Source organism: Streptomyces sp. QH1-20, from assembly GCF_041283565.1.
Taxonomy (GTDB): domain Bacteria; phylum Actinomycetota; class Actinomycetes; order Streptomycetales; family Streptomycetaceae; genus Streptomyces; species Streptomyces syringius.
Map to the genome: position 1 here is coordinate 855,479 of NZ_CP166299.1, position 21,014 is coordinate 876,492.

Below are 21,014 nucleotides of genomic sequence, written 5' to 3' on the forward strand. Positions count from 1 at the left end.
GCTCACCGACCGGTGTCCAGGGCGAGCCCCACGGCGTCTCGGGCGGCGGCACCCTCGGCGAAGGCCGCCGCGTAGACCCGCGCGTCGAGGGCGCCACGGATGATGCGCTCCGCCTCGACGTGGGCGTCGTGGAGGGGGCGCAGACCCGCGAGCGCGACGCCGATCGCCTCGCGGAGCTGGTAGGAGGCGCCCATGAGCCGGGCGCCCCGGTGCGGGTCGCCGAGGGCGGCGGCGGTCCAGGCCATGGCGTGGACGCCCCAGCAGGGGCCCCAGCGGTCGCCGATGTCGCGTTGACGGCGCAGGGAGTCGTCGATCAGACCCGCGGCCCGGTGGGGGTCGCCGTGGCGCAGCTCGGCCAGGGCCATCACCCACAGGCCCCACGAGTACGCCCAGCCCGCCCGGTAGTCGTCGGCTTCGGCCATATGGGCGCGGCAGTCGGCCAGCGCGGCCTCCCGCTCGCCGAGCAGGGCCGATGTCATCGCCCCGAGCATCGTGGCCATGTGGGCGTCGCCGGGCCGGCCGTCGCGGCGGTACCGCTCCCGGGCCCGCGCGAAGTGCGCGATGGCGCGCGGATCCCGCTGGACGAGCATGGCGTGGGCGCCCTCGATATAGGCGAGGGCGCCCTCCGCCGCGTCGTCGGGGATCCGCCGCGCCGACTCCCGGCAGTCGGCGAGGAAGCGCTCCGCGGCCCCTTGGTCCCCTTGGCACAGCGCGATCCAGGTGGCGAGCGCGAGGGCGCCGACCCGCAGCGGGCCGGGGGCGTCGGGGGCGAGGCCGAGGGTGCGGGTCAGCCAGTGCCGGCCCTCGCCGAGGGAGCTGCTGAAGAACCAGAACCGAACCCGGGTGAGGTCCGCGGCGATCACCAGCCCGGCCCGGGCCTCACCCGGTCCGGTGGTGCAGAAGTCCAGCGCCGCCCGCAGGTTCGGCAGTTCCCGCCGGAGCCGTGACAGCCACTCCACCTCGCGCGGTCCGCACCAGTCGGCGGCGGCCCGCGCGGCGACATCCTCGTAGTACGCGCAGTGGCGGCGGCGCAGCGCCACGTCCTGACCGAGGTCGCGGAGCCTGCGCTGCCCGTACTGACGGATGGTCTCCAGCATCCGGTAGCGGGTGCGGTGGCCGTCCGTGGCGGCCGTGAGCACCGACTTGTGCACCAGGGCGGCGAGGATGTCGATGACGTCCTCACGGGGCACGCCGTCCGCTCCCTCCGACGAGCACACCGTCTCGGCCGCCTCCAGGTCGAATCCGCCGGCGAACACCGACAGCCGCGCCCACAGCAGCCGCTCCCGTTCCCCGCAGAGGTCGTAGCTCCAGTCGACGACCCCGCGCAGGGTCCGCTGGTAGCGCGGCGCGGTCCGCGCGCCGCCGTGGGTCAGCAGCCGGAAGCGGTCGTCGAGCCGTTCGAGCACCTCCTCGACGGAGAGGGTGCTCAGGCGGACGGCCGCCAGCTCGATCGCCAGCGGGATGCCGTCGAGGCGCCGGCACAACTGGCCGACGGCGGCGTGGTTCTCCTCGGTGATCCGGAAGTCCGGGGCGGAGGCCGCGGCGCGGTCCCCCAGCAGCCGCACCGCCTCGCTGCGCGTCATCGGCAGCCCGCCCCCGGGCTCCTCGAGCGCGGGCACGTCCAGGGGCGGTACGACCAGCAGGTGCTCGCCCGGGACACCGAGCCCCTGGCGGCTGGTCGCCAGCACGCGCAGGCCGGGAGCGGCGCGCAGCAGGGTGGCGAGCAGCTCGCCGGCGGCGTCCGCGACGTGCTCGCAGTTGTCCAGGACCAGCAGCAGGTTTCTCTCGCGCAGGTAATCGACGAGCACCTGGGTGCCGGGGCGGGCGGACTGGTCGAGGATGCCGAGGGCCCCGGCGATCTCCCGGTCGAGCAGTCCGGGCTCGACCAGCGGAGCCAGGTCGGCCAGCCACACCCCGTGCGGGAACGCCCAGGACACCTCGGCCGCCGTGCGCAGCGCGAGGCGGGTCTTGCCCACGCCGCCGGGGCCGGTCAGGGTGACCAGCCGGGCGCCCTCCAGCAGCCGGCGTGCCCGGCTCAGCATCCCGCCGCGGCCGACGAAGCTCGTCATCTCGGCGGGGAGGTTGCCGCTCGCCCGCGCCCCGCCGCGCTCCGCGGTCACCACGGTCAGCGCCGGGTCGGCGGTGAGGATCCGCTGATGGAGCTTCCACAGCTCCGCACCGGGGTCGACACCCAGCTCCTCCAGGAGCAGCTCGCTGACGGTGCGGTAGCAGTCCAGGGCCTCGCCCTGGCGCCCCGCGCGGTACAGCGCCAGCATGCGCTGGGCCCAGAACCGCTCCTGCAACGGGTAGGTGGCGGTCAGCTCGCGCAGTCGCGGCAGGACGTCGGCGTGCCGGCCGAGCTGGAGGTCGGCCTCGGTCCGCAGCTCGATCGCGCCCAGCCGGCGCTCGGTGAGCGCGGGCACGACCTCTCTGCGCAGCCGTTCCGAGGGGACGTCCGCGAGGGGCTCGCCCCGCCACAGCGCCAGCGCCTCGCCCAGCAGCGTCGAGGCCTGGGCGGGCGTGCCCTCGGCCATGGCGGCCTTGGCCCGGTCCACCAGGGCGTCGAAGCGGTGCAAATCCAGGGCTCCGGCGGGGACTTCGACGAGATAGCCCTGGGCGCAGGTCAGCACCGGGCCGCCGGCCCCGCTCCCGGTGGGGCCGAGCGCGCGGCGGACCCGCAGGACGTAGTTCTGGAGGGTGTTGCGGGCCCCTTCGGGCGGCTCCTCCTCCCAGAGCCTGGCCATGAGCGTCTCGGTGGGCACGACCTTGTTGGCGTCGATCAGCAAGGAGGCCAGCAGGGCCCGCTGTTTGGCCGCCCGGAGCTCCACGGGTCTGCCGTCGCGCAGCACTTCCAGCGGTCCCAGGACTCCGAACGCGAAGTCCGTCCGCGGTGCTGTGCTGCTCGTCCCGTCCTGTGCCTGCGGCATGTTCCGCCTCCCCCGAGACCCCCGGCCGTCACACCACGCCATCATCTCATCACGTGGCGTGAACGTCGAGTGAGCGTGGAGTGACTGCCGCGACAGCGCCAGTCGGGAGCATGGCGTTCCAGCGGGTCTCCCCACCGAGGGGGCCGCACCGTCAGTCAGGAGAGACAACCATGAGCAAGCGTTGCGGATTCAGGCGATCCGGCGCGGCGGCCTTGGCGCTCGCGGGTGCGGCGGCGGCCGCGCTGCCGCTGGTGGCGGCGGCCCCGAGTGCGGCGGCGGCCGAGGCGGCACCACGGGCGAAGGCCCAGGTCCTCTCGTGCACCACCGACAGCGACGGCTGGACCGGCAGGGCGGACTGCACCAACAACACCGGTTCCGTGGTGGCCTTCCGGGTCGTGGTGGTCTGTGGGTGGTGGCCGGATCAGTACGGCGCGTGGCGGACGCTGGACCCCGGCCGCTCCGGCACCTCCTCCGCCACCTGCGGCGGCGGCACGGGCGTCGGCAGCGTCAGCTGGCAAGAGGGCTGAGCGGCCGCGCGGCGCCCGGTAGCCGGACAGCGGCGGCCCGTTCGGGCCGCCGCTGTCATTTGCCTCCGCTCGCGCTCGTCTGCGCCGCCTTGTGGTCCGGTGGCGCGGGGTCGCGCTCCCGGCGGCGGGCCAGCAGCTTCGGGCCGGCCAGCACCACGGCGTTGCCGAGGAGCACGAGGACGACGCCCAGCCCGTCCCGCACCGTCCAGCTGAAGTCCTCGAAGACGGTGGACAGCAGCAGCGAGACGATCGGGAAGAGCACCGTCGCGTACGCGGCGCGCTCGCCGCCGATGCGGCCGAGCAGCGTCAGATAGGTGCCGAAGCCGATCACCGAGCCGAGCAGGGCCAGGTAGAGCAGCGATCCGGTGTACTTCCACGTCGGCTCGTAGAGCGTGCCGTGGCCGAGCACGGCGGCGAAGGGGGCGACGAGCACGGCTCCGTACGCCATCGACCAGCCGGTGCTCTGCACGACCGGCACGCCCTCGGCCTGCACCTTGCCGGAGACGACATTGCCGAGGCAGAACACCAGGGTTCCGGCGATGGACAGCACGGTGCCGAGCCCGTTGCCGGAGTCCGGGTCGAAGTCCGCGAGCGCCGGCCAGAAGACCGTGCCGATGCCCAGCAGACCGATACCGCCGCCGATGAGCACCACCGGGGACACCCTGCGGTGGAAGAACAGCCGCGCGAAGACGATGTTGATCAGCAGGGACATGGCGAAGAGGATGGAGACCAGGCCCGTCGCCAGGTGCTGCTCCGCGAAGTAGAAGCACACGAAGTTGCCCGAGAACATCAGGCCGCCCATGAGCGCGAACCGGACGTGCATGCGCGCGGGATACTTCAGCGGCAGTCCGCGGGCCCGGGCATAGGCCAGCATCAGGACGGCGGCGAGCGCGAAGCGGTAGAAGACGGACAGGGTGGGGTGGACCTCGCCCAGCTGGCCCTTGATGGCCAGCCAGGTCGAGCCCCAGATCACCACGGTCACCGCGTAGAGCACGGCGTTCATCGCGCCAGGCCCTTCTCCACGAGGACGGCGAGCCGGGCGACGCCCTCACGGATCTGCTCCGGGGAGAGGTAACTGCACGACAGGCGCAGCCGGTTGTCACCGGAGTCGTCGGTGTGGAAGTAGCGCATCGGGGCCCACAGCACGCCGTGCTCGCGGGCGGAGAGCTCCAGCAGGGCGTCGTCGGCGGGGAACGGCAGGGTGAGGGTGAGGAAGAAGCCGCCCTCGGGGGCGTTCCAGTGGATGCCGGTGCGCTCGCGCATCGCGGCGGGGAAGTGCGTGTCCAGCGACTCCAGCAGCACGTCCAGATTGTCGCGGTAGAACGCGATGGCCGGTGCGTTGGCCTCGCGCAGACGGCAGTCGTGGGTGACGAGCATGCCGCCGATGAGCGCCTGGCTGAGCGTCGGGGTGTTGACCGTGACCATGCTCTTGATCTTGGACAGTTCGTCCGCGAGGAGCGTGCGGCGGCCGTCGGGCGCGACCACCGTCTGATCGGCGATCACATAGCCGACGCGGGCGCCGGGGAAGCAGGTCTTGGCGAACGATCCGAGGTGGACGACCCGGCGCCGGGTGTCCAGCGCCTTCAGGGTGGGCCGGACGGTGTCGGTGCGGGTGAAGAAGCCGTAGGGGTTGTCCTCCAGGACGAGGAGGTCTTCCGCGTCCGCGAGGGCGAGCAGCTCGTGGCGGCGCTCCACCGGCATGGACGTGCCGGAGGGGTTGGAGAAGTCCGGCACCGTGTAGAGGGCCCGGGGGCGCTTTCCCGCCGCCCGCAACGACTGGATCACACGGCGCAGCGCGTCGAGGTCGACACCGCCCTCGTCCTCGGTGACGGGCGCGGTTTCGACGCCGAGCACGCGCGCGGCACCCATGATGCCGACGTAGTTGGGGTCGGTGACGAGCAGGACGTCATCGGGCCCGGCGAACAGGGCCCGCAGCGTGATGAGCATGCCCTCCTGGCAGCCCACGGTGACGACGACGGACGCCGGGTCGGCCTCGATGCCCTCGTCGTTGTGCAGCGTCCGCGCGATCAGGTCGTGGATCTGGCCGTTGGTGCGCCCGTACTGGAAGAGGGTGGTGCGCACCTGGTCGGGCCCCTGGCCGAGATCCTCGGTGAGGTACCGGGTCCAGGCCTGGAGGTACTCGCCGATCCGCTCGACCTCGAAGAGGCCCTCGTAGGGGCGGCCGGGGCCGAAGGAGATGGCGTCCGGGTAGCGGAGGGTGATCTCGTTCAGGAAGTTCATCACCTCCATGAGCGGGTCGGCCAGCGAGCCGTGCAGCTCGCCGAGCGGCAGGACGGCCCCGGCGGTTCCGTCGGTGGTCTCGGCAGCCGTCACCGCTTGTCCTCCCACAGCACCGGGCAGAACTCGGGGTCGGTGTAGTCGGGGTTGCCGTCGGCGTCCGGGCGCACCAGCACGTCGTTGTTGTAGACCACGTTGCCGCCGGTGGACAGCGGGTAGGGACGCCACTGGTTGGCGCCGTCCTGGAGGTGCAGGCTGATGGCGCGGCGGGGGCGGTCGCTGGTGTTCAGCCCACTGCCGTGGTACGTGCGGCAGTGGTGGAAGCTCATGTGCCCCTTGGGGATGATCATGGGGATCTTGCGGATCTCGACACCGTTGAAGTCGGCGTTCTCCTGGAGCATGTCCTCCAGCTCGGAGCGGTCCCGCTCGGCGAAGTGACGGGTCACGGAGTCGCCGGCCGGTATCTCGCGCCAGGTGTGGCTGCCGTCCACCATGGTGATGGTGCCCATTTCCTCGTCACAGTCGTGGAACGGGATGAAGGCGGTCAGCATCTCGTCCGAGCTGCAGGTCTGCCAGTAGTGGCGGTCGAAGTGCCACGGGACGATGTTGCGGGCGTCCTCGGGACGCGGGGGCTTGTAGATAAGGGTGGTGTTCCACAGCCGGATCTGCTCGGTGCGGGCGATGAGCGCGGCGGTGGCGGCGATGACCGGCTTGGACAGGATCCGCCGGATCGTGTCGTCCTCGTAGAAGATGTAGTCGTTGTGCCGGTGCACGTCGCCCTGCTCGGGCTCCCAGTACGCGAGGCGCGGCGGGCGGACGGGCAGGGTGCGGTCGCGGTGCCCCGCGTAGAACCGCTCGCTGGCCTCGAGGAGTTCGTCGACCTCGGCGTCGGTGAGCAGCTGCTTCGACAGGTACCAGCCGTGCTCCTGGTAGAACTCCACGTCCTCGGCGGTGGGCAGGAGTTCGCGGTCGGCCGGGCCGAGGTCGAAGGCAGCGGCGGCGGCGGAGGTCAGCTCTTCGGCGGTGCTCATCGGGGGGTGCTCTCCTTGCTGGGGGTGCGGTGAGGGGCTGCGGGAAGGGGGGTGCCGTGGGGCCGGAGGAGACCGGCGTCGACGGACGCGAGGTCGGGGCGGCCCGACAGGGCCATGGCGTCCTCCAGTTCGGCCTGCAGGATCGACAGCACGTCCCGGGCGCCGGCGGAGCCCGCGACGGCCAGGCCCCACAGCACGGGGCGGCCGACCAGGACGGCCCGGGCGCCGAGGGCGAGGGCGGTGAGGACGTCCGTGCCACGGCGGACGCCGCCGTCGACGTAGACCTCACAGCGCCCGGCGGCCGCGGCGACGACCTCGGGGAGGGCGTCCAGGGCCGGGACGGCACCGTCGAGCTGACGGCCGCCGTGGTTGGAGACCACGATGCCCTCGACTCCCAGCTCAGCGGCGCGGGCCGCGTCCTCGCCGGTCAGTACGCCCTTGAGGACGAGCGGCAGCGTGGTGAGCGAGCGCAGCCAGGCCAGGTCGTCCCAGCCGAACGCCGCGTCGTGGTGCCGGGCGGCGTGCGCGCCGATCACGGAGGACCCGCGGGGCGCCTGCTGGAGTCCGCTCGCGTGGCGGTCGTCGAAGTTCGCCGGGGCCATGCCGGGCGGCAGGCTGAAGGCGTTGCGCAGGTCCCTGGCGCGCCGTGGGACCCGCGGGGTGTCCACCGTGACGACCAGCGCGCGGTAGCCGGCTGCCTCGGCCCGCCGTACGAGCGCCTCCGTCGTGGGGCGGTCGCGGAAGACGTAGAGCTGCATCCACAGCGGGGCGCCCGCGGCGGCTTCCGCGATCTCCTCCAGCGGGGTTCCGGAGAACGTGCTGACGACCGTCAGCGCCCCGGCCGCGGCCGCCGCGCGGACGGTGCCGGGCTCGGCCTCGGGGCTGACGAGCCCGTGGTAGGCCATGGGCGCGATGGCGACGGGGAGTTCGACGGGGCTGCCGAGCAGGGTGGTGCGCAGGTCGCAGTGGGAGACGTCGACGAGGACCCGGGGGCGCAGCCGGTAGCGGCGGTAGGCGGCCTCGGATTCGCGCAGGGTGGTCTCGGCGCCGCTGCCGCCCTCGATGTAGCCCCAGGCCCCGGGATCGACGAGGGCCTGGGCGGCGGTGCGGTAGTCGTCCAGGGTGACCGGTGCCGCCCGGGCGGCCGCGGACTCCGGGACGAAACCGGACTCGGTGGGCATGCTCACCGGGCCGCGGTCATGGCCGGGGCCGGGCTTGTCTCCTCGTCGGAGTCCGCCGCGCGGGTGCGCTCCCGCTCCACGGCCTCGTAGAGGGCCTTGATGTTGCCGCTGCCGAACGTCCGGGCCTCGACGCGCTGGATGAGCTCGAAGAAGACGGTGCGCCGGGGGTAGGGGGACCGGGTGAAGATCTGTATGAGGTGGCCCCACTCGTCCTGGTCCACCAGCAGGCTCAGCTCGCGGAGCACCTCGGACTCCACGCCCACGTCGATGCCCCGCCCGGCGAGGCCGTTGTAGTACTCGGCCGGGGTGGAGAGGAACTCCACGCCGCGTCCGGCGAGGTCGCGCACGGCGTCGGTGATGGCATCGGTGCCGAACGCGATGTGCTGGACGCCCGGGCCGCCGAAGTTGTCGAGGAAGTCGTGGAGTTGGCCGCGCTTGCCCTCCGCCCGGGGCTCGACCATGGTGAAGGTGATGCCACGGGTCTCGTCCTGGACCACCTTGGAGTCCATGACCTGGCCGCCGACCTTGATCGACTCGTTGTAGGTGTGGCGCAGCCCCAGGGCCCGCTCGTAGAAGGAGACCCAGGTGTCGAGCGATCCGGGCGCCAGGCACAGGGCGAGGTGGTCGACGCTGCGGAGCAGCGGGGCGGCCGGCTCGCCGGACGCCGCCACGGGCAGGGGACGGTAGCGGCCGGGCAGGAAGGCGCCGTCCGGGGTGTCGCGCTGGACCAGGGAGTGGAGCAGGCCCTCGTGCGTGCCGATGACGGCGACGACGACCCGTCCTGCCCCGTCCTCCTCGAAGACCTGGGGTTCCTGGACGGCCTCGGCTCCGGCGGCGACCGCGCGGGCGAAGTCGGCGGCGACGTCGGTGGAGGAGAAGGCGACGTCGCGCACCCCGTCACCGTGCCGGGCGACGAACTCGGCGCCGGGCTGCTCCGGGTGGCCGGCGGACGTCACGACGAGGCGGACGCCGCCGTGCGCGAGGACGAGGGAGTGTCCGTCGGCGAAGCCGGTCCCGGCGTCCGCCTCCGCTTCGATGTGGAATCCGTAGGCGTCGCAGAAGTAGCGGGCCGCCTCGGCGGCGTCGGCTACCTGCAGGCCGACGTGGTCGACAGCATGCACTGTCATGACTTTCACCTCTGTCGTGCGATGGGGGGCTGGGCACGGCGCCGCACGGGTGCGGGACGCGGCGTTGCGCCCCGCACGACCTGTCGCCGACGCGGGCCGTCGGCCGAGGAGCCTTGACAAGAACGCGGCCCGATGGTCACGAACGGCATTACGGGATGGGGGCCGCCAATGCCGAACAAAGATCATCCTTGTCATTGCCCCGACAACAGGGCAAGGGTGATTTCCGGCCACGTCGACCCGGGCCCGAGGCCCGGGGGCGGGGGACGATGCGCACCGGAGCCCTCGGGCCTCCCCTTTCGGATCGGTCGCCCATACGTGAACATGGCTGCGATCGTGGGACTTTGAAGCCGACGGCGGCACGGAATCCGGGAGGCCGACTCGATGGTCGCGCAGCGGAGCACGGAGAAAGGTCTATGCGTCGGGGCGGTCGTCCCGCGGTCGGGGCGGCTGGCTCGTCTAGGGGATCCCCTCGATTTCGTCCTGGACCGCCTGGCACCCCGGCTGCCGGCGGTGACCAACGGTTCCCGGCGGTACCCGCTGCAGCTCGCGGCCCGTGACAGCCGCTCGCACCCCGAGGGCGCCCGGCAGGCCGTCCGGGAGCTGGTCGGCGAGGAGGGGGCGCAGGTGGTGGTGACCATGGCCGGCACCCGGGTGCTGCCTGCCGTGGCCGACGCCTGCGCGGAGCTGGGGATCCCCTGTGTGTCCACCACGTTCCCGTGGCAGGCCTATGTGTTCGGCAGGGGCGGGGACACCGAGCACCCCTTCCCATGGACGTACCACTTCGCGTGGGGGCTGGACGACATCGCGGCGGTCTTCGCCGAGATGTGGGAGCGCGTCGGCGACCGGCGGACGGTGGGCTGCCTGTGGAACGACGACGTGCAGGGCGAGTTCCTCCGGCACCCGGTGCACGGCTTCGCCCCCGTGGCGGCCGCCCGCGGCCACCGGCTGATCGATCCGGGCGGCTACCGGGAGCCTGCCGTCACGTTCGCCGACCACATCCGCCGGTTCGTCGACGCGGGGGCGGAGATCGTCACCAGCGCGGCCACCGTCGAGGACCTCACGCTCTTCCACCGGCAGGCCGGGCAGGCGGGACTGCGGCCGCGGCTGGTCACCTGTTCACGCTGGCTCGCCTACCCGCGCGACCGGGCCCAGGCGGACGCCCTGGCGGGCACCGACATCGCCACCCTGGTCTACTGGACGCCGCGCCACCCGTTCTCCTCCTCCCTCGACGCCACGGACGCCGCGGAGCTGGCGGACGCCTACCAGCGCGAGACCGGCAGGCCGTGGCTGCAACCCCTCGGGCTGGCCCACGCCTTGGTGGAGGTCGCCGCGCACGCCCTGGCCACCGCCGACGACCCCACCGACCGGCACGCCGTCGCCGCGGCCGTCGGCCGCACCCGGCTGCCCACCGTCGCCGGACTGATCGACTTCACCGCCGGGCCCACCCCGAACATCGCGCTGCTGCCGCTGATCGGCGGCCAGTGGCAGCCCGGCCGTGATCACCGGCACGAACTCGCGCTGGTCACCAACACCCGCTTCCCCTCGATCGCCCTCGACGCCGAACTCACCGTGGCGCCCTGCGGCTGAGCCGAGCTCACCGTGGAGCGCCGCGGCTGCGCCGAGCTCACTCCAGCCACAACCGGCTGAGCCGAGCGCGGTCCCGCCACAACAACCCAGCCCGTCCGGCTCTTGAGGACGCGCCCGCAGGGCGCTCGCCGCCGCAGGCGGCACGGACGCGGCCGCGGCCGCTCACCCGTCGGACGACGACTCGTCGGGGAACAGCCGCGTCACGATGTCGCCGTCCTCGGTGAGATAGCCGTACACCATGCCCTCACTGCTGTGCGGCGCGGCAAGAGTGCCCTCGTGGCCCAGGGCGATCACGCCGCCCGTGCCGCCGAGGCGGGGCAGTCGCCCGACGACGACCTCGTACGCCGCCGAGGCCACGTCCCGGCCCCCGAACTCGATCAGATGGGAGATGGTGGCGGTGGCGGCGCCGCGGATGAACACCTCGCCGTGCCCGGTGGCGCTCGCCGCGACCGTGCCGTTCTTCGCGTAGGTGCCGGCGCCCACGACGGGCGAGTCACCGACCCGGCCCGCCATCTTGTTGGTCATGCCGCCGGTCGAGGTCGCCGCCGCGAGGTCCCGGTCACGGTCGACGGCGACCGCCCCCACGGTCCCGGTGATCTCCTCCCTCACGGCGCCGGTGCCCTTGCCGCCCTTCGTCGCCTTCTCGGCCTTCGGGCCCTTCAAAAAGTTCTTGGCCTTCACCAGTTCGTCCCACCGCCGCTGCGTCCAGTAGTAGTCCTGGGTCACGGTCGGCAGGCCGTTGCGGGCCGCGAAGTCGTCGGCGCCCTCCCCCGCCAGCATCACGTGCTTGGTCTTCTCCATGACGAGCCGGGCGGCGGAGACGGGATTGCGCACGCTGCGCACCCCGGCGACCGCACCGGCCGCCAGGTCCGAGCCGCGCATGATCGACGCGTCGAGCTCATGGCCCGCGTCCTCGGTGAAGACCGCGCCCCGGCCCGCGTTGAACAGCTCGTTGTCCTCCAGGACGCGCACCGCCGCCTCGACGGCGGCCACGCTGTCGCCGCCGTCGCGCAGCACCCGGCGGCCGGCCTTCAGGGCGTCGGCCAGCCCGTCACGGTAGGCCTTCTCCTTGCGGGGGTCGGTGGTCTCCCTGCGCAGCGCGGTGCCCGCGCCGCCGTGCACCGCCAGTACGACGTCGCGGGCGACGGGCCGCCCCGCGTCCGCCGCCTTCGTGGGAGCCACCGCGCCCACCCGGTGATCCTCCCCGGCACCGGGCCGGGAGAACGCGGGCAGTGCGGCGGCCACGGCCACCAGCACGGTGAGCACGGGGACGATCCACAGCCTCGGCCGTACGCGCATGGGCTCTCTCCTCGCCTTCCGCGGCGGCACGGCGGAATCGCCGCCGAGGGCCGCCGCCTCTCTACCGGGAACGGGCCGGACTCACCGTGCCCAGGCGGGTGCCGGGGCGGAACGACCGACGCGCGAGTTGGCCGGGAACGACGCACGATCGGCCGGTCACCCGGTGTTGCGCTTCCCCTCGCGCGGTCCGGTGCGGCACGGGCGGTACGGCGCGCACCGCAGCGGGTAGGCCGTGGGCCATGCGGATACCTCGACCTCCCGGGGCACCCGGTGCCCCTCCCCCGGTCCCGGCCGACGGGGACGGCTCACCGCTCAAGCGGGTCATCGGCCCGAAGCTCCTGCTCCTCTTCGTCGTCGGCGACATCCTCGGCACCGGGATCTACGCGACCACCGGCAAGGTGGCGGGGAAGATCGGCGGCGCACTGTGGCTGCCGTTCGTCATCGGCTTCCTCGTGGCGATCCTGAGCGCCGCGTCGTACGCCGAACTCGTCGGCAAGTACCCCAGGGCCGCCGGAGCGGCTCTCTACACCCACAAGGCGTTCAAGGTCCCCTTTCTGACGTTCATCACCGCCTTCATGGTGATGTGTTCGGGCCTGGCGTCGGCGAGTGCCGCGGCCCGCGCGTTCGGCGGTGACTACATGGCGGAGTTCGTGGACCTGCCGCCGACCCTGGTCGCGGTCGTCTTCGTGCTCGGGCTGGCGGTGCTCAATCTGCGCGGCGTCTCGGAGTCGGTGCGGACCAATGTCGTGCTGACCGTCGTGGAGCTGTCCGGGCTGCTGCTCGTCATCGGCATCGGCGTGTTCGCCGTGTTCGCGGGCGACGGGCAGCCGGCGCGCCTCGGCGAGTTCGACACCGGCGGTTCCGGGTACGCGGCGCTCACCGGGGTGCTCGGGGCGACGGCGCTGGGATTCTTCGCGTTCCTCGGCTTCGAGGATTCCGTCAACATGGCCGAGGAGACCCGGGATCCGGCCCGTACCTTTCCCCGCGCGATCTTCCTGGGTGTGGCCGTCACCGGCACGGTGTACGTCCTGGTCGCGCTCGTCTCCTCGTTGCTCGTCGACCACCGCACGCTCCAGGGCTCCTCCGGGCCGCTCCTGGAGGTCGTGCGAGTGGGCTGGGCCGGTTTCCCGCCGAGGCTGTTCGCGCTGATCGCGCTCTTCGCCGTCACCAACTCCGCCCTGATCAATCTGATGATGGCGTCCCGGCTCTGCTACGGGATGGCGAACGAGCGCATCCTGCCGCGCGCCCTGGCCCGGGTGCTGCCGCGCCGCCGCACGCCGGTCGTCGGGATCGTCTTCACGACCGTGCTCACCGTCGCTCTGGCGTCGACGGGCGAGATCGCCGGGCTCGGGGACACGGCGGCGTTCCTGCTGCTGTGTGTCTTCGCGCTGGTCAATGTGGCGGTGCTGGTCCTGCGCAAGGACCGGGTGGCTCATCGTCACTTCCGCGCACCCACCGCGCTGCCGGTGCTGGGGGCGGTCAGCGCCCTCATCCTGGCGAGCCCGCTGGCCGACCGCCCGGCGGACGTCTATGTGCGGGCGGGGGTGCTGCTCGTGATCGGTGTCGCGCTGTGGCTGGTGAACAGGATCGCGCTCGGTGGTGCGCGGCGGGCCGGCCGGGGCTGAGCAGACGGGCCGCGGGAGGACGGCGGACGCTGCACAGGGAGTTTCGGCTTGTCGTGAAATGGGGAGGCGCGCACGGCCGTTCGGGGTGACACTGAGTCCGTGCTGATCATGGACGCCGTCCTGGAGACCTACGACTCCGCCGACTTCACGCTGTGGCCCGTGGCCGATCCGTCGGCCGGCACGGCTCTCCCGCTGTCCGGGCGGTTGTCCCCCCTGGAGGTCGGTACCGCGATCGCGGTGTGGGCGGGGTACAACGGCGCGGCCCTCGCCGAGGAGGACGCCCGCGCTCCGGACGGACCCGAGCTGATCCGCCGTACGATCGCGGCCGACTGCACCCTCCTGCCGGGCGGTCTGCGGGTGCGGGACACCGCCAGCGGGGTGTCGGTCTCCTCCGGCTGCTGTTGCGGCCTGGAGAACTGGCGTGAGTGGCTCGACCTGCTGCACGGCGACGAGCTCTGGCTGGGCCACGATCCGTCACCGCGCGTCGAGCACGCGGGCCCGGTCGTCCGCCTGTGGCCCGACGGCCGTGATGCCCCGGCCCCGCCCGCCGGGCGGCCCGTCGAGGTCGCGAAGGACGGACTGCCGGCGCTGCTGCGGTCCGTGCAGGACGATCTGACCGGCTTCCTGGCCGTCGTGGAGCGGTGGAGCGAGCGGTACGCGCCCGCCCTCGGCGCCGAGCTGGCGGCCAAGCTCGACGAGGACCTGTCCATCAGCGAGCCCCTACGCCCGCCTCCGGTACCGACAGACAGAGCCGACCGGCCGTAACACACCGGAGGCGGGAACGGCCAGGGCCGTTCCCGCCTCCTTACTCCTCATTCAATGGACTGTTTTCCGGGTCAGAACGGCAGGGAGACGCCGCACTCGGGCTTGCCCTTGTCGTTCGGGTCCAGGGCCGAGAGGACCAGCTGCGCGGCGGCGGGGTGCAGGGTCATGCCCGCGTGGCCGACCCAGCTGCTCGGGCAGTGGTCCTGGATGGTGTGGTTGGTGACCTTCGCGCCCGCGCCGGCGGTGAGGTACTGGTTGGTGTACGGGGTGACCACCCGGTCGTTGGTCGTGACGATCGTCGTGTACGTGACGCCGTGCACGGTGTCGCCGCCCTCGTCCAGCTTGCGCGTGACCTCCGAGCCACGGGTCTGGTCGATGGCGGCCTGGCCGGCGAACTTGCCGACGATCCCCATGAGGTTCAGCGACTCACCGAGGTTGAGGAGGCTGCTCATGTCGGTGCCGTGGTTGCTGGGTGCGACTCCGACGAGGTGGTTGACCTTCTGCGCGCCGCCCTCGAACTTCAGGTACCAGCGCGGCAGCAGGCCGCCGCCCTGCGAGTGGCCGACCATGTCCACCTTGTCGGCACCGGTCCTGGCGAGCACCTTGTCGACGAAGGCGGCGATTTCCTTGGCCGACTCCGGGACCGGTCCGCTCGCCTTGATCACGGACCCCGCGGGGGCGCCGAAGTTGACGGTGTAGACGCAGTAGCCGGCCTTCTTGAGCTTGGGCGACAGCGAGGACCAGGTGTTGAGCGCGTTCGCCCAGGTGCCGTGGACCAGGACGACGGGGCGGGGGTGCTCGGCCGAGGGCTTGCAGTCCCAGTCGTTGGCCCCTTCCGGGGCGGCATCGGGGGTGATGAGCGATTTGGCCACGGCGGCGAGGGTCTGCGGGTCCAGACCGATCGCACCGGTGGGTCTGGGCGCCGCGGCGGCGGGGGCGGCGGTGAGCCCGGCCACGGCACAGGCCGCGGTGGCGGCCAGCAGGAGGGAACGCAAAGGACGCATCAAAGACATGTGAACCCCGTTGACTTCATCAAGTACGGATGATCTTCAACGCCCTAGACAGCGGTTCCCGCACCCGGGTTGCCTCACCTCACATTTCCGCTAAATCGGAATATCTCCCTCCGCCCGGGATCCGCTCCGGAGGGCGGCCCGAGGTGGGTCGGCAGGCCGTCTCAGCCGGGCGGGTTGGGGAGCTATGGCCTGATTTTCCAGCCATTCTCGATCATGGTTGATTGGCTCAAGAGTGATGTTTATCCCACCGGTTGACCGACCAGGAAGCGGAACGGGGGCCACCGGGTACCGGGCGTAAGCCGTAAATCTTCTTAGGCTAGCCTTACCTTATGACTCTGTCGCACGTGGGCCCCCCGACTTCGGGCCCCCCGGAGGCCCCCGCGGAACCGCGGTCCGAGGAGACCACGGACACCCCGGACGCCCCGGAGATACACCGCCCCGTCAGCCAGGAGGCGCTGCCCGGCCGTCCGCACGGGCGGCGGACCCTCCTGCTCGTGTCCGCCTCGCTCGCCCTGGCCGTCCTCGTGGTCGCCGCCCTCTCGTTGTCCGTCGGCGCGGGCGAGGTCGGTCCCGGTGACGTCCTGAACTACCTCCTGGGGCGTGACGGCGCGCGCGACAGCTCCCGTCTCTCCCTCGTCGTGGGGGACCTGCGCATCCCCCGCACCCTCACCGCCCTGCTCGTCGGCGCGGCGCTCGGCACCGCCGGCTGCCTTCTGCAGGCCGTCACCCGCAACCCGCTCGCCGAGACCGGGCTGCTCGGAGTGAACGCCGGGGCCTCGCTCGGTGTCGTCTTCGGCATCACGTTCCTGGGCGCGCAGAACAGCTACAGCTATCTGCTGTGGGCCTTCGGCGGCGCCGTCCTCGCCAGCGCGCTCGTCCTGCTCATCGCCGGCAGCCGGGGCGGCGGGTCACCGATGCGGCTGGTCCTCGCCGGCTCCGCCCTGGGCGCCACCTTCGGCGGCGTCACCAGCGTCCTGATCGTCAACTCCGCCGAGACCTACGACCGGTTCCGCTCCTGGGTGCTGGGCTCGCTGGCCGGCGTCGAGGGCTTCGGCGAACTCGGCCGTCTCGTCCCCGTGCTCGCCGTCGGCTTCGTCGTGGCGCTGCTCGTCGCCCGTCCCCTGTCCGCCCTGGCGCTCGGCGACGACCTCGCCCGGGGCCTCGGCCACCGTCCCTCCGTCATCCGCGTCGTCGTCGCCCTGGCGGTCACCCTCCTCACCGCCTCGTCGGTGGCGCTCGTCGGCCCCATCTCCTTCCTGGGCCTGCTCGCCGGGTTTCTCGCACGGGCCGTCACCGGCCCCCGGCTCACGGCGCAGATCCTGCTCGCCGGGCTCATCGGCGCCGGGGTCCTGACCGGTGCCGACGTGCTGGCCCGGGTCGTCTCCCGGCCCTTCGAGGCACCGGTCGCCGTGATCATCGCGCTCTTCGGCGCCCCCGTCCTCATCGCCATCGTCCGCTCCAAGCGGCTGGGCGCGATGGGCATGACGGACCCGGCCACCGCCGAGGGCGGGCAGCGCGCCGGACGCGCCTCCGTCGCACGGCGGCTGATCGAGCGGCTGCCGAAGCGGCACCGCGGCGAGAGCTTCGTCGTGCGCCGCGGGTCCCTGTCCGTGCTGGTGCCGCGCAGGGCGACGCTCGCCTCGCTGTTCCTGGCGGCCCTGCTGGTGGCGGCCGTGGTGCTCTCCGCTTACGCCGGACAGAGCGAGATGGGCATCAGCCGCACCTTCAACGCGGTCTTCGGCTCGGGCGACCGCTTCGATGTGCTGCTGGTGCAGAAGTTCCGGCTCGGCCGGATCATCGCCGGGCTCGCCGCCGGCGCGGCCCTCGGACTCGCCGGCCTGCTGACCCAGACCCTCGCCCGGAACCGGCTCGCCACCCCCGAGCTGCTCGGCGTCAACGACGGCGCCACGGCGGCCGTGCTGCTGTCGGTGACCTTCAGCGCCACCGGCACGTTCGGCGCCTGGTGGGCGGGGCCGCTCGGCGCGCTCGCCGCGGTGCTCGTCGTCACCGCCGTCTCCGGCGGCCTCGGCCAGCGCGGCTACCGCGTCCTCGTCGTGGGCCTCGCCATGTCGGCGCTCGCCTCCGCCGTCACCCAGGTCGTGCTCTCCCGCCGCTCGCTGAACTCGGCCAGCTCGCTGTACGTCTGGACCTCCGGCAGCCTCAACGGCCGCGGCTACTCCGTCGCCGTCCCCGTGCTCATCGGCCTGGCCGTGCTGGTGCCGCTCGCGCTCGTCGTCGCCCGCCAGCTGAACGTGCTGCGTTTCGACGACTCCACCGCTTCGTCCCTCGGTGCGAACCCCGCCCGGGTGCGGCTGATCTGTCTGCTCCTCGCGGTGGGCCTGGCCGGCCTGGCCGTCGGCATCTGCGGGCCGGTCGGCTTCGTCGCCCTCGCCTCCCCGGTCATCGCCGGACGGCTCGCCGGGCCCCTGCGGGTGCCCGTGCTGGGGTCGATGCTGACGGGCGCCGTTCTGATCGTCCTGGCCGACACGGTCGGCCGGATCATCTTCGACGGCACGGAGGTGCCGGTCGGCATCGTCACGACCGTTCTCGGCGGACCGTTCCTGCTGTGGGTGCTGCTGGGACGGTCGGCCGCCGCGCGGGTGTAGTGCCTCCGGCGGTTCCTTCCCCACCCCGCCCCAGAAATCCAGCCCGGCCGGCGTTCGAGGCCACCGCGCGCAGCGCGGTCCGCGGTATGGGGCGCAGCCCCACCTGCCATCGCAAAGGAAGCTCATGGAAATGAAGAGCCCGGTACTCAGCGAACTCGCCGCGGCCGTCCGGGCCGGCAAGCCCGACGCCGTCGAGACGTTCTGGGCGCGGGCGGCGGCCACCGGCACACCGCTCGTCGAGGCCGACGCCACCGACCCCGCGTACCGGCTCGTCACGTTCGTCTGGCGGGACGACGCGCGGGAGCCGGCCTCCGACGTCCTGGCGCTGCTGCACACCGTCACCGACAAGGACCGGCACGCGCACGACCTCACCGGGCATCTGATGGAGAAGGTGCCCGGCACGGACGTGTGGGCGATCAGCCACCGGCTGCGCGCCGACCACCGGGCCTCGTACCAGTTCTCCGTGGCGCGCGGCCCCCGCGAGGAGACCCTGCGCACGGACCGCCGGTCGTGGCTGCGGGTCCTGGACACGGCGGTGCCCGACCCGTTGAACAGCGCGCCGCCGCTGCCGGCCCGCGACGGGCGCCACCCGTCGTCCGTCATGGAGCTGCCCGACGCCCCGGCCCAACCCTGGGCCCACCCCCGGGACGGGGTGCCGCGCGGCGAGCGCGTCGAGGCCGAGGTGGACGGCCGACGGGTGAGCGCGCACCTGCCGGCCGGTCACCGGGCCGACGGCGGACCGTACGCCGTGGCGGTGCTGCTGGACGGCGAGATGTGGGGGCCGGTGCTGGGCTTCGGTGACGCCCTGGACAACCTCCTCGCGGAGGGCCGGATCCCGCCGACGGTCACCCTGCTGGTGGACACCATGGGGCGGGACCGGCGGATGGCCGATCTCAGCTGCAGCGAGGAGTTCGTGGACTGGCTCGCCGAGGTGCTGCTGCCGTGGGCCGCGCGGGAGTACGGGGCGACGACGGACCCGGCGCGTACGGTCGTGGCGGGGCAGAGCGCGGGCGGGCTGACGGCCGCGTTCGCCGCGTTCCGCAGGCCGGAGCGGTTCGGGAACGTGCTGTCCCAGTCGGGTTCCTTCTGGTGGCCGGACGGGACCGAGTTCGACAGCGGCAGCGAGTGGCTGACCCGGCAGTTCGCGGTGGCCGAGCGCACCGGGGTCCGGTTCCGTCTGGAGGTGGGCCTCCAGGAGTGGATGCTCCTCCCCCAGAACCGTCATCTGCGCGATGTGCTCCAGGCACGCGGCTACGAGGTGTCGTACGAGGAGTTCAACGGCGGCCACGACTACGCCTGCTGGCGCGGCGGCCTCGCCGCCGGACTCGCCGAGCTGCTGGCCGACCGGGACACTGACCGGGGCTGACCGGCTGCGGCCCCCTCGGACACGTGAAACGGCCCGGGACCGACGGCTGTCGGTCCCGGGCCGAGGTGTGGAGCGATCGAGCCCGTGCCTGTCAGGCCGCGGCCTGCGCGCCTTCCTCCGGCCGCGCCGGCGGCTCGTCGTCGAAGGGCGGCGGCGCGGGGGCGTCCTTGGGCAGGCGCAGCGCGAACAGCGTGCCGAGGGCGACCAGTCCCGCGGTCGTGAGGATCGCCGCCCGGTACGGGCCCGGGGCGGCGTCGTGCGTGCCCGAGCCGCCGGCCGCGCCGATCACCGCGGCGGTGGCCGCGATGCCCAGCGCCCCGCCGAGGGTGCGCACGATGGTGAACAGCCCCATCGCCTGTCCCATGGCCGGGGGTGCGATGTCCGCGAACCCGGCGATCTGGACGGTGAGTACGGCCGTGCCCAGCACGAGGCCGACGCAGAACATCAGCGCCCGCACCGCCCAGGCGTTCTCCGCCACGCCCGGCACCGCCAGGGCCGCGAAGACCCCCGTGGCGAGGACCAGCGCGGGGGCGGCGAGCAGCCGGGGGCCGAGCTTCGGTAGCAGTCGGTCGACTGCCTGGGAGGCCAGCATCAGGCCCAGCGCCTCGGGGAAGACGCTGAGTCCCGCGTCCAGGGCGGAGGCCCCGAGGGCCGCCTGGTAGAGCAGCGGGAAGGCGAAGAGGACGCCCATCAGACCGGCCGAGGTGACCAGGGCGAGGACGGTGGCGGAGCCGAAGACCTTGTCACCGAGGAGCTTCAGGTCCAGCAGCGGTGTCGCGGCCCGGAGCAGGTGCGCGCACGCCGCGACGAGGAGGGCGAGGCCGAGCAGCGCGCTCACCGCGATGGCCGGTGAGGTCCAGCCGTGAGAGGGGCCGAAGCCCAGCGCGTAGGTGAGCAGCCCGAGCGCGGGGGTGGCCAGCAGGAAGCCCCGCCGGTCGAAGCCGCCCTCGGTGCCCTCCACGTGCTCGCGCACACCGAGGACGCCGAGCAGGACGGCGGCGGCGCCGATCGGCACGTTCACGAAGAACAGCCAGTGCCAGGACAGGTGCTCGGTGAGGAAGCCGCCGAGCGGGGGTCCGAGGGCGGGCATCAGGGCCGTCGGCACGATCAGTACCTTCGACAGCTTCATCCGCTCGTGCGGCGGGAAGGCGCGGAAGAGCAGCGTCATGCCGACCGGGGTCAGCAGCCCGCCCGCCAGCCCCTGGACGACGCGGGCGAGGACCAGGGTCGGCAAATCCTGGGCGAGCCCGCAGGCCGCGGAGGCCGCGGTGAAGACGGCGAGCGCGCCGAGGAAGACCCGCTTGGTGCCGTAGCGGTCGCCGAGCCAGCCCGCGACGGGCAGGGCCACGGCGAGGGCCACCAGGAAGGCGATCTCCACGGTGTTGGCCGCCGATACGGGCTCGTCGAAGTCCCGGGCGATGGTCAGCAGCGCCGGGTTGACGATGGTGGAGTCGAGACCGTTCATGCACATCGCCGCCGTGTACACGATCACGACGGCGATGCGCGGGGAGAGCCGGCTCACCGGGCCGCCGGAGCCAGGTCGGTCCAGTGCTCGGTGATCCAGTCGAGGGCGTCCTGCCGGGCGCACGGCCCGTGGGCGGTGGTCCAGCCCTCCGGCACGGCGGCGAAGCCCGGCCAGAGGCTGTGCTGCCCCTCGGCGTTGACGAGGACGAAGAAGTCTCCGTCGCCGTCGAAGGGGTTGGCGGGTGCGTCGCTCATGGG

16 protein-coding genes are annotated in these 21,014 nt (G+C 73.0%); 6 read left to right on the top strand and 10 right to left on the bottom strand.

Annotated features, from left to right (window positions below; genetic code table 11):
- Positions 1-2 precede the first annotated feature (2 nt).
- Positions 3-2,927 (bottom strand): BTAD domain-containing putative transcriptional regulator, encoded by a 2,925-nt coding sequence (locus AB8O64_RS03990; protein WP_370417878.1) that lies wholly within the window; start codon positions 2,925-2,927, stop codon positions 3-5.
- 170 nt (positions 2,928-3,097) lie between these two features.
- Between AB8O64_RS03990 and AB8O64_RS03995 the strand changes: the two genes are divergently transcribed.
- A complete protein-coding gene (locus AB8O64_RS03995) occupies positions 3,098-3,454 on the top strand; it encodes a hypothetical protein (protein ID WP_370417879.1) in 357 nt (118 codons plus the stop codon).
- A gap of 55 nt (positions 3,455-3,509) precedes the next feature.
- On the opposite strand, the gene AB8O64_RS04000 is transcribed toward AB8O64_RS03995, so the two are convergent.
- From AB8O64_RS04000 to hppD, 5 genes are read right to left on the bottom strand one after another with little or no spacing between them, the layout of a single operon-like run.
- Positions 3,510-4,457 (bottom strand): DMT family transporter, encoded by a 948-nt coding sequence (locus AB8O64_RS04000; RefSeq protein WP_370417880.1) that lies wholly within the window; start codon positions 4,455-4,457, stop codon positions 3,510-3,512.
- Positions 4,454-5,788 carry a PLP-dependent aminotransferase family protein gene (locus tag AB8O64_RS04005; protein ID WP_370417881.1) on the bottom strand — a complete coding sequence of 445 codons (1,335 nt, stop codon included), beginning with the start codon at positions 5,786-5,788 and terminating at the stop codon, positions 4,454-4,456. The genes AB8O64_RS04000 and AB8O64_RS04005 overlap by 4 nt, the downstream gene beginning before the upstream one ends.
- Complete coding sequence (locus tag AB8O64_RS04010; protein WP_370417882.1) at positions 5,785-6,723, bottom strand: phytanoyl-CoA dioxygenase family protein; 939 nt, start codon at positions 6,721-6,723, stop codon at positions 5,785-5,787. Before AB8O64_RS04010 ends, AB8O64_RS04005 begins: the two co-directional genes overlap by 4 nt.
- Positions 6,720-7,904 carry an alpha-hydroxy acid oxidase gene (locus AB8O64_RS04015; protein ID WP_370423783.1) on the bottom strand — a complete coding sequence of 395 codons (1,185 nt, stop codon included), beginning with the start codon at positions 7,902-7,904 and terminating at the stop codon, positions 6,720-6,722. Before AB8O64_RS04015 ends, AB8O64_RS04010 begins: the two co-directional genes overlap by 4 nt.
- A 2-nt stretch (positions 7,905-7,906) precedes the next feature.
- The gene (gene hppD, locus AB8O64_RS04020; protein WP_370417883.1) at positions 7,907-9,031 is read right to left on the bottom strand and encodes a 4-hydroxyphenylpyruvate dioxygenase; all 1,125 of its coding nucleotides are present in this window, start codon (positions 9,029-9,031) and stop codon (positions 7,907-7,909) included.
- 381 nt (positions 9,032-9,412) lie between these two features.
- Between hppD and AB8O64_RS04025 the strand changes: the two genes are divergently transcribed.
- The gene (locus AB8O64_RS04025; RefSeq protein ID WP_370417884.1) at positions 9,413-10,618 is read left to right on the top strand and encodes an ABC transporter substrate-binding protein; all 1,206 of its coding nucleotides are present in this window, start codon (positions 9,413-9,415) and stop codon (positions 10,616-10,618) included.
- A 162-nt stretch (positions 10,619-10,780) separates the two neighbouring features.
- On the opposite strand, the gene AB8O64_RS04030 is transcribed toward AB8O64_RS04025, so the two are convergent.
- Positions 10,781-11,917, bottom strand: coding sequence for an isoaspartyl peptidase/L-asparaginase family protein (locus AB8O64_RS04030; RefSeq protein WP_370417885.1), 1,137 nt, complete (start codon positions 11,915-11,917; stop codon positions 10,781-10,783).
- 239 nt (positions 11,918-12,156) lie between these two features.
- Between AB8O64_RS04030 and AB8O64_RS04035 the strand changes: the two genes are divergently transcribed.
- Both AB8O64_RS04035 and AB8O64_RS04040 read left to right on the top strand, forming a co-directional pair.
- The gene (locus tag AB8O64_RS04035; RefSeq protein WP_370417886.1) at positions 12,157-13,542 is read left to right on the top strand and encodes an APC family permease; all 1,386 of its coding nucleotides are present in this window, start codon (positions 12,157-12,159) and stop codon (positions 13,540-13,542) included.
- A 108-nt stretch (positions 13,543-13,650) separates the two neighbouring features.
- Positions 13,651-14,307: a hypothetical protein gene (locus AB8O64_RS04040; protein ID WP_370423784.1), complete on the top strand. Its 657-nt coding sequence runs from the start codon at positions 13,651-13,653 to the stop codon at positions 14,305-14,307.
- A gap of 71 nt (positions 14,308-14,378) precedes the next feature.
- On the opposite strand, the gene AB8O64_RS04045 is transcribed toward AB8O64_RS04040, so the two are convergent.
- Positions 14,379-15,311 (bottom strand): esterase/lipase family protein, encoded by a 933-nt coding sequence (locus tag AB8O64_RS04045; protein WP_370417887.1) that lies wholly within the window; start codon positions 15,309-15,311, stop codon positions 14,379-14,381.
- Between the two features lie 338 nt (positions 15,312-15,649).
- Between AB8O64_RS04045 and fhuB the strand changes: the two genes are divergently transcribed.
- Entirely contained in the window at positions 15,650-17,926 is a 2,277-nt protein-coding gene (gene fhuB / locus AB8O64_RS04050; protein ID WP_370417888.1) for a Fe(3+)-hydroxamate ABC transporter permease FhuB, read from the top strand.
- A 130-nt stretch (positions 17,927-18,056) separates the two neighbouring features.
- Positions 18,057-19,292 carry an enterochelin esterase gene (gene fes, locus AB8O64_RS04055; protein WP_370417889.1) on the top strand — a complete coding sequence of 412 codons (1,236 nt, stop codon included), beginning with the start codon at positions 18,057-18,059 and terminating at the stop codon, positions 19,290-19,292.
- Between the two features lie 91 nt (positions 19,293-19,383).
- On the opposite strand, the gene AB8O64_RS04060 is transcribed toward fes, so the two are convergent.
- Together AB8O64_RS04060 and AB8O64_RS04065 are read right to left on the bottom strand one after the other, a co-directional pair.
- Positions 19,384-20,814, bottom strand: coding sequence for a DHA2 family efflux MFS transporter permease subunit (locus AB8O64_RS04060; RefSeq protein ID WP_370417890.1), 1,431 nt, complete (start codon positions 20,812-20,814; stop codon positions 19,384-19,386).
- Entirely contained in the window at positions 20,811-21,011 is a 201-nt protein-coding gene (locus AB8O64_RS04065; RefSeq protein ID WP_184734298.1) for an MbtH family protein, read from the bottom strand. The genes AB8O64_RS04060 and AB8O64_RS04065 overlap by 4 nt, the downstream gene beginning before the upstream one ends.
- Positions 21,012-21,014 lie beyond the last annotated feature (3 nt).

What these genes read in the sequence shown, in the direction of transcription:
- AB8O64_RS04065 (WP_184734298.1), bottom strand. Translation starts at nt 21,011, where the DNA reads ATGAGCGACGCACCCGCCAACCCCTTCGACGGCGACGGAGACTTCTTC.
- AB8O64_RS04015 (WP_370423783.1), bottom strand. Translation starts at nt 7,904, where the DNA reads ATGCCCACCGAGTCCGGTTTCGTCCCGGAGTCCGCGGCCGCCCGGGCG.
- fes (WP_370417889.1), top strand. Translation starts at nt 18,057, where the DNA reads ATGAAGAGCCCGGTACTCAGCGAACTCGCCGCGGCCGTCCGGGCCGGC.
- AB8O64_RS04045 (WP_370417887.1), bottom strand. Translation starts at nt 15,311, where the DNA reads ATGCGTCCTTTGCGTTCCCTCCTGCTGGCCGCCACCGCGGCCTGTGCC.
- AB8O64_RS04030 (WP_370417885.1), bottom strand. Translation starts at nt 11,917, where the DNA reads ATGCGCGTACGGCCGAGGCTGTGGATCGTCCCCGTGCTCACCGTGCTG.
- AB8O64_RS04035 (WP_370417886.1), top strand. Translation starts at nt 12,157, where the DNA reads ATGCGGATACCTCGACCTCCCGGGGCACCCGGTGCCCCTCCCCCGGTC.
- AB8O64_RS03995 (WP_370417879.1), top strand. Translation starts at nt 3,098, where the DNA reads ATGAGCAAGCGTTGCGGATTCAGGCGATCCGGCGCGGCGGCCTTGGCG.
- AB8O64_RS04025 (WP_370417884.1), top strand. Translation starts at nt 9,413, where the DNA reads ATGGTCGCGCAGCGGAGCACGGAGAAAGGTCTATGCGTCGGGGCGGTC.
- AB8O64_RS04040 (WP_370423784.1), top strand. Translation starts at nt 13,651, where the DNA reads ATGGACGCCGTCCTGGAGACCTACGACTCCGCCGACTTCACGCTGTGG.
- AB8O64_RS04010 (WP_370417882.1), bottom strand. Translation starts at nt 6,723, where the DNA reads ATGAGCACCGCCGAAGAGCTGACCTCCGCCGCCGCCGCTGCCTTCGAC.
- AB8O64_RS03990 (WP_370417878.1), bottom strand. Translation starts at nt 2,927, where the DNA reads ATGCCGCAGGCACAGGACGGGACGAGCAGCACAGCACCGCGGACGGAC.
- AB8O64_RS04000 (WP_370417880.1), bottom strand. Translation starts at nt 4,457, where the DNA reads ATGAACGCCGTGCTCTACGCGGTGACCGTGGTGATCTGGGGCTCGACC.
- hppD (WP_370417883.1), bottom strand. Translation starts at nt 9,031, where the DNA reads ATGACAGTGCATGCTGTCGACCACGTCGGCCTGCAGGTAGCCGACGCC.
- fhuB (WP_370417888.1), top strand. Translation starts at nt 15,650, where the DNA reads ATGACTCTGTCGCACGTGGGCCCCCCGACTTCGGGCCCCCCGGAGGCC.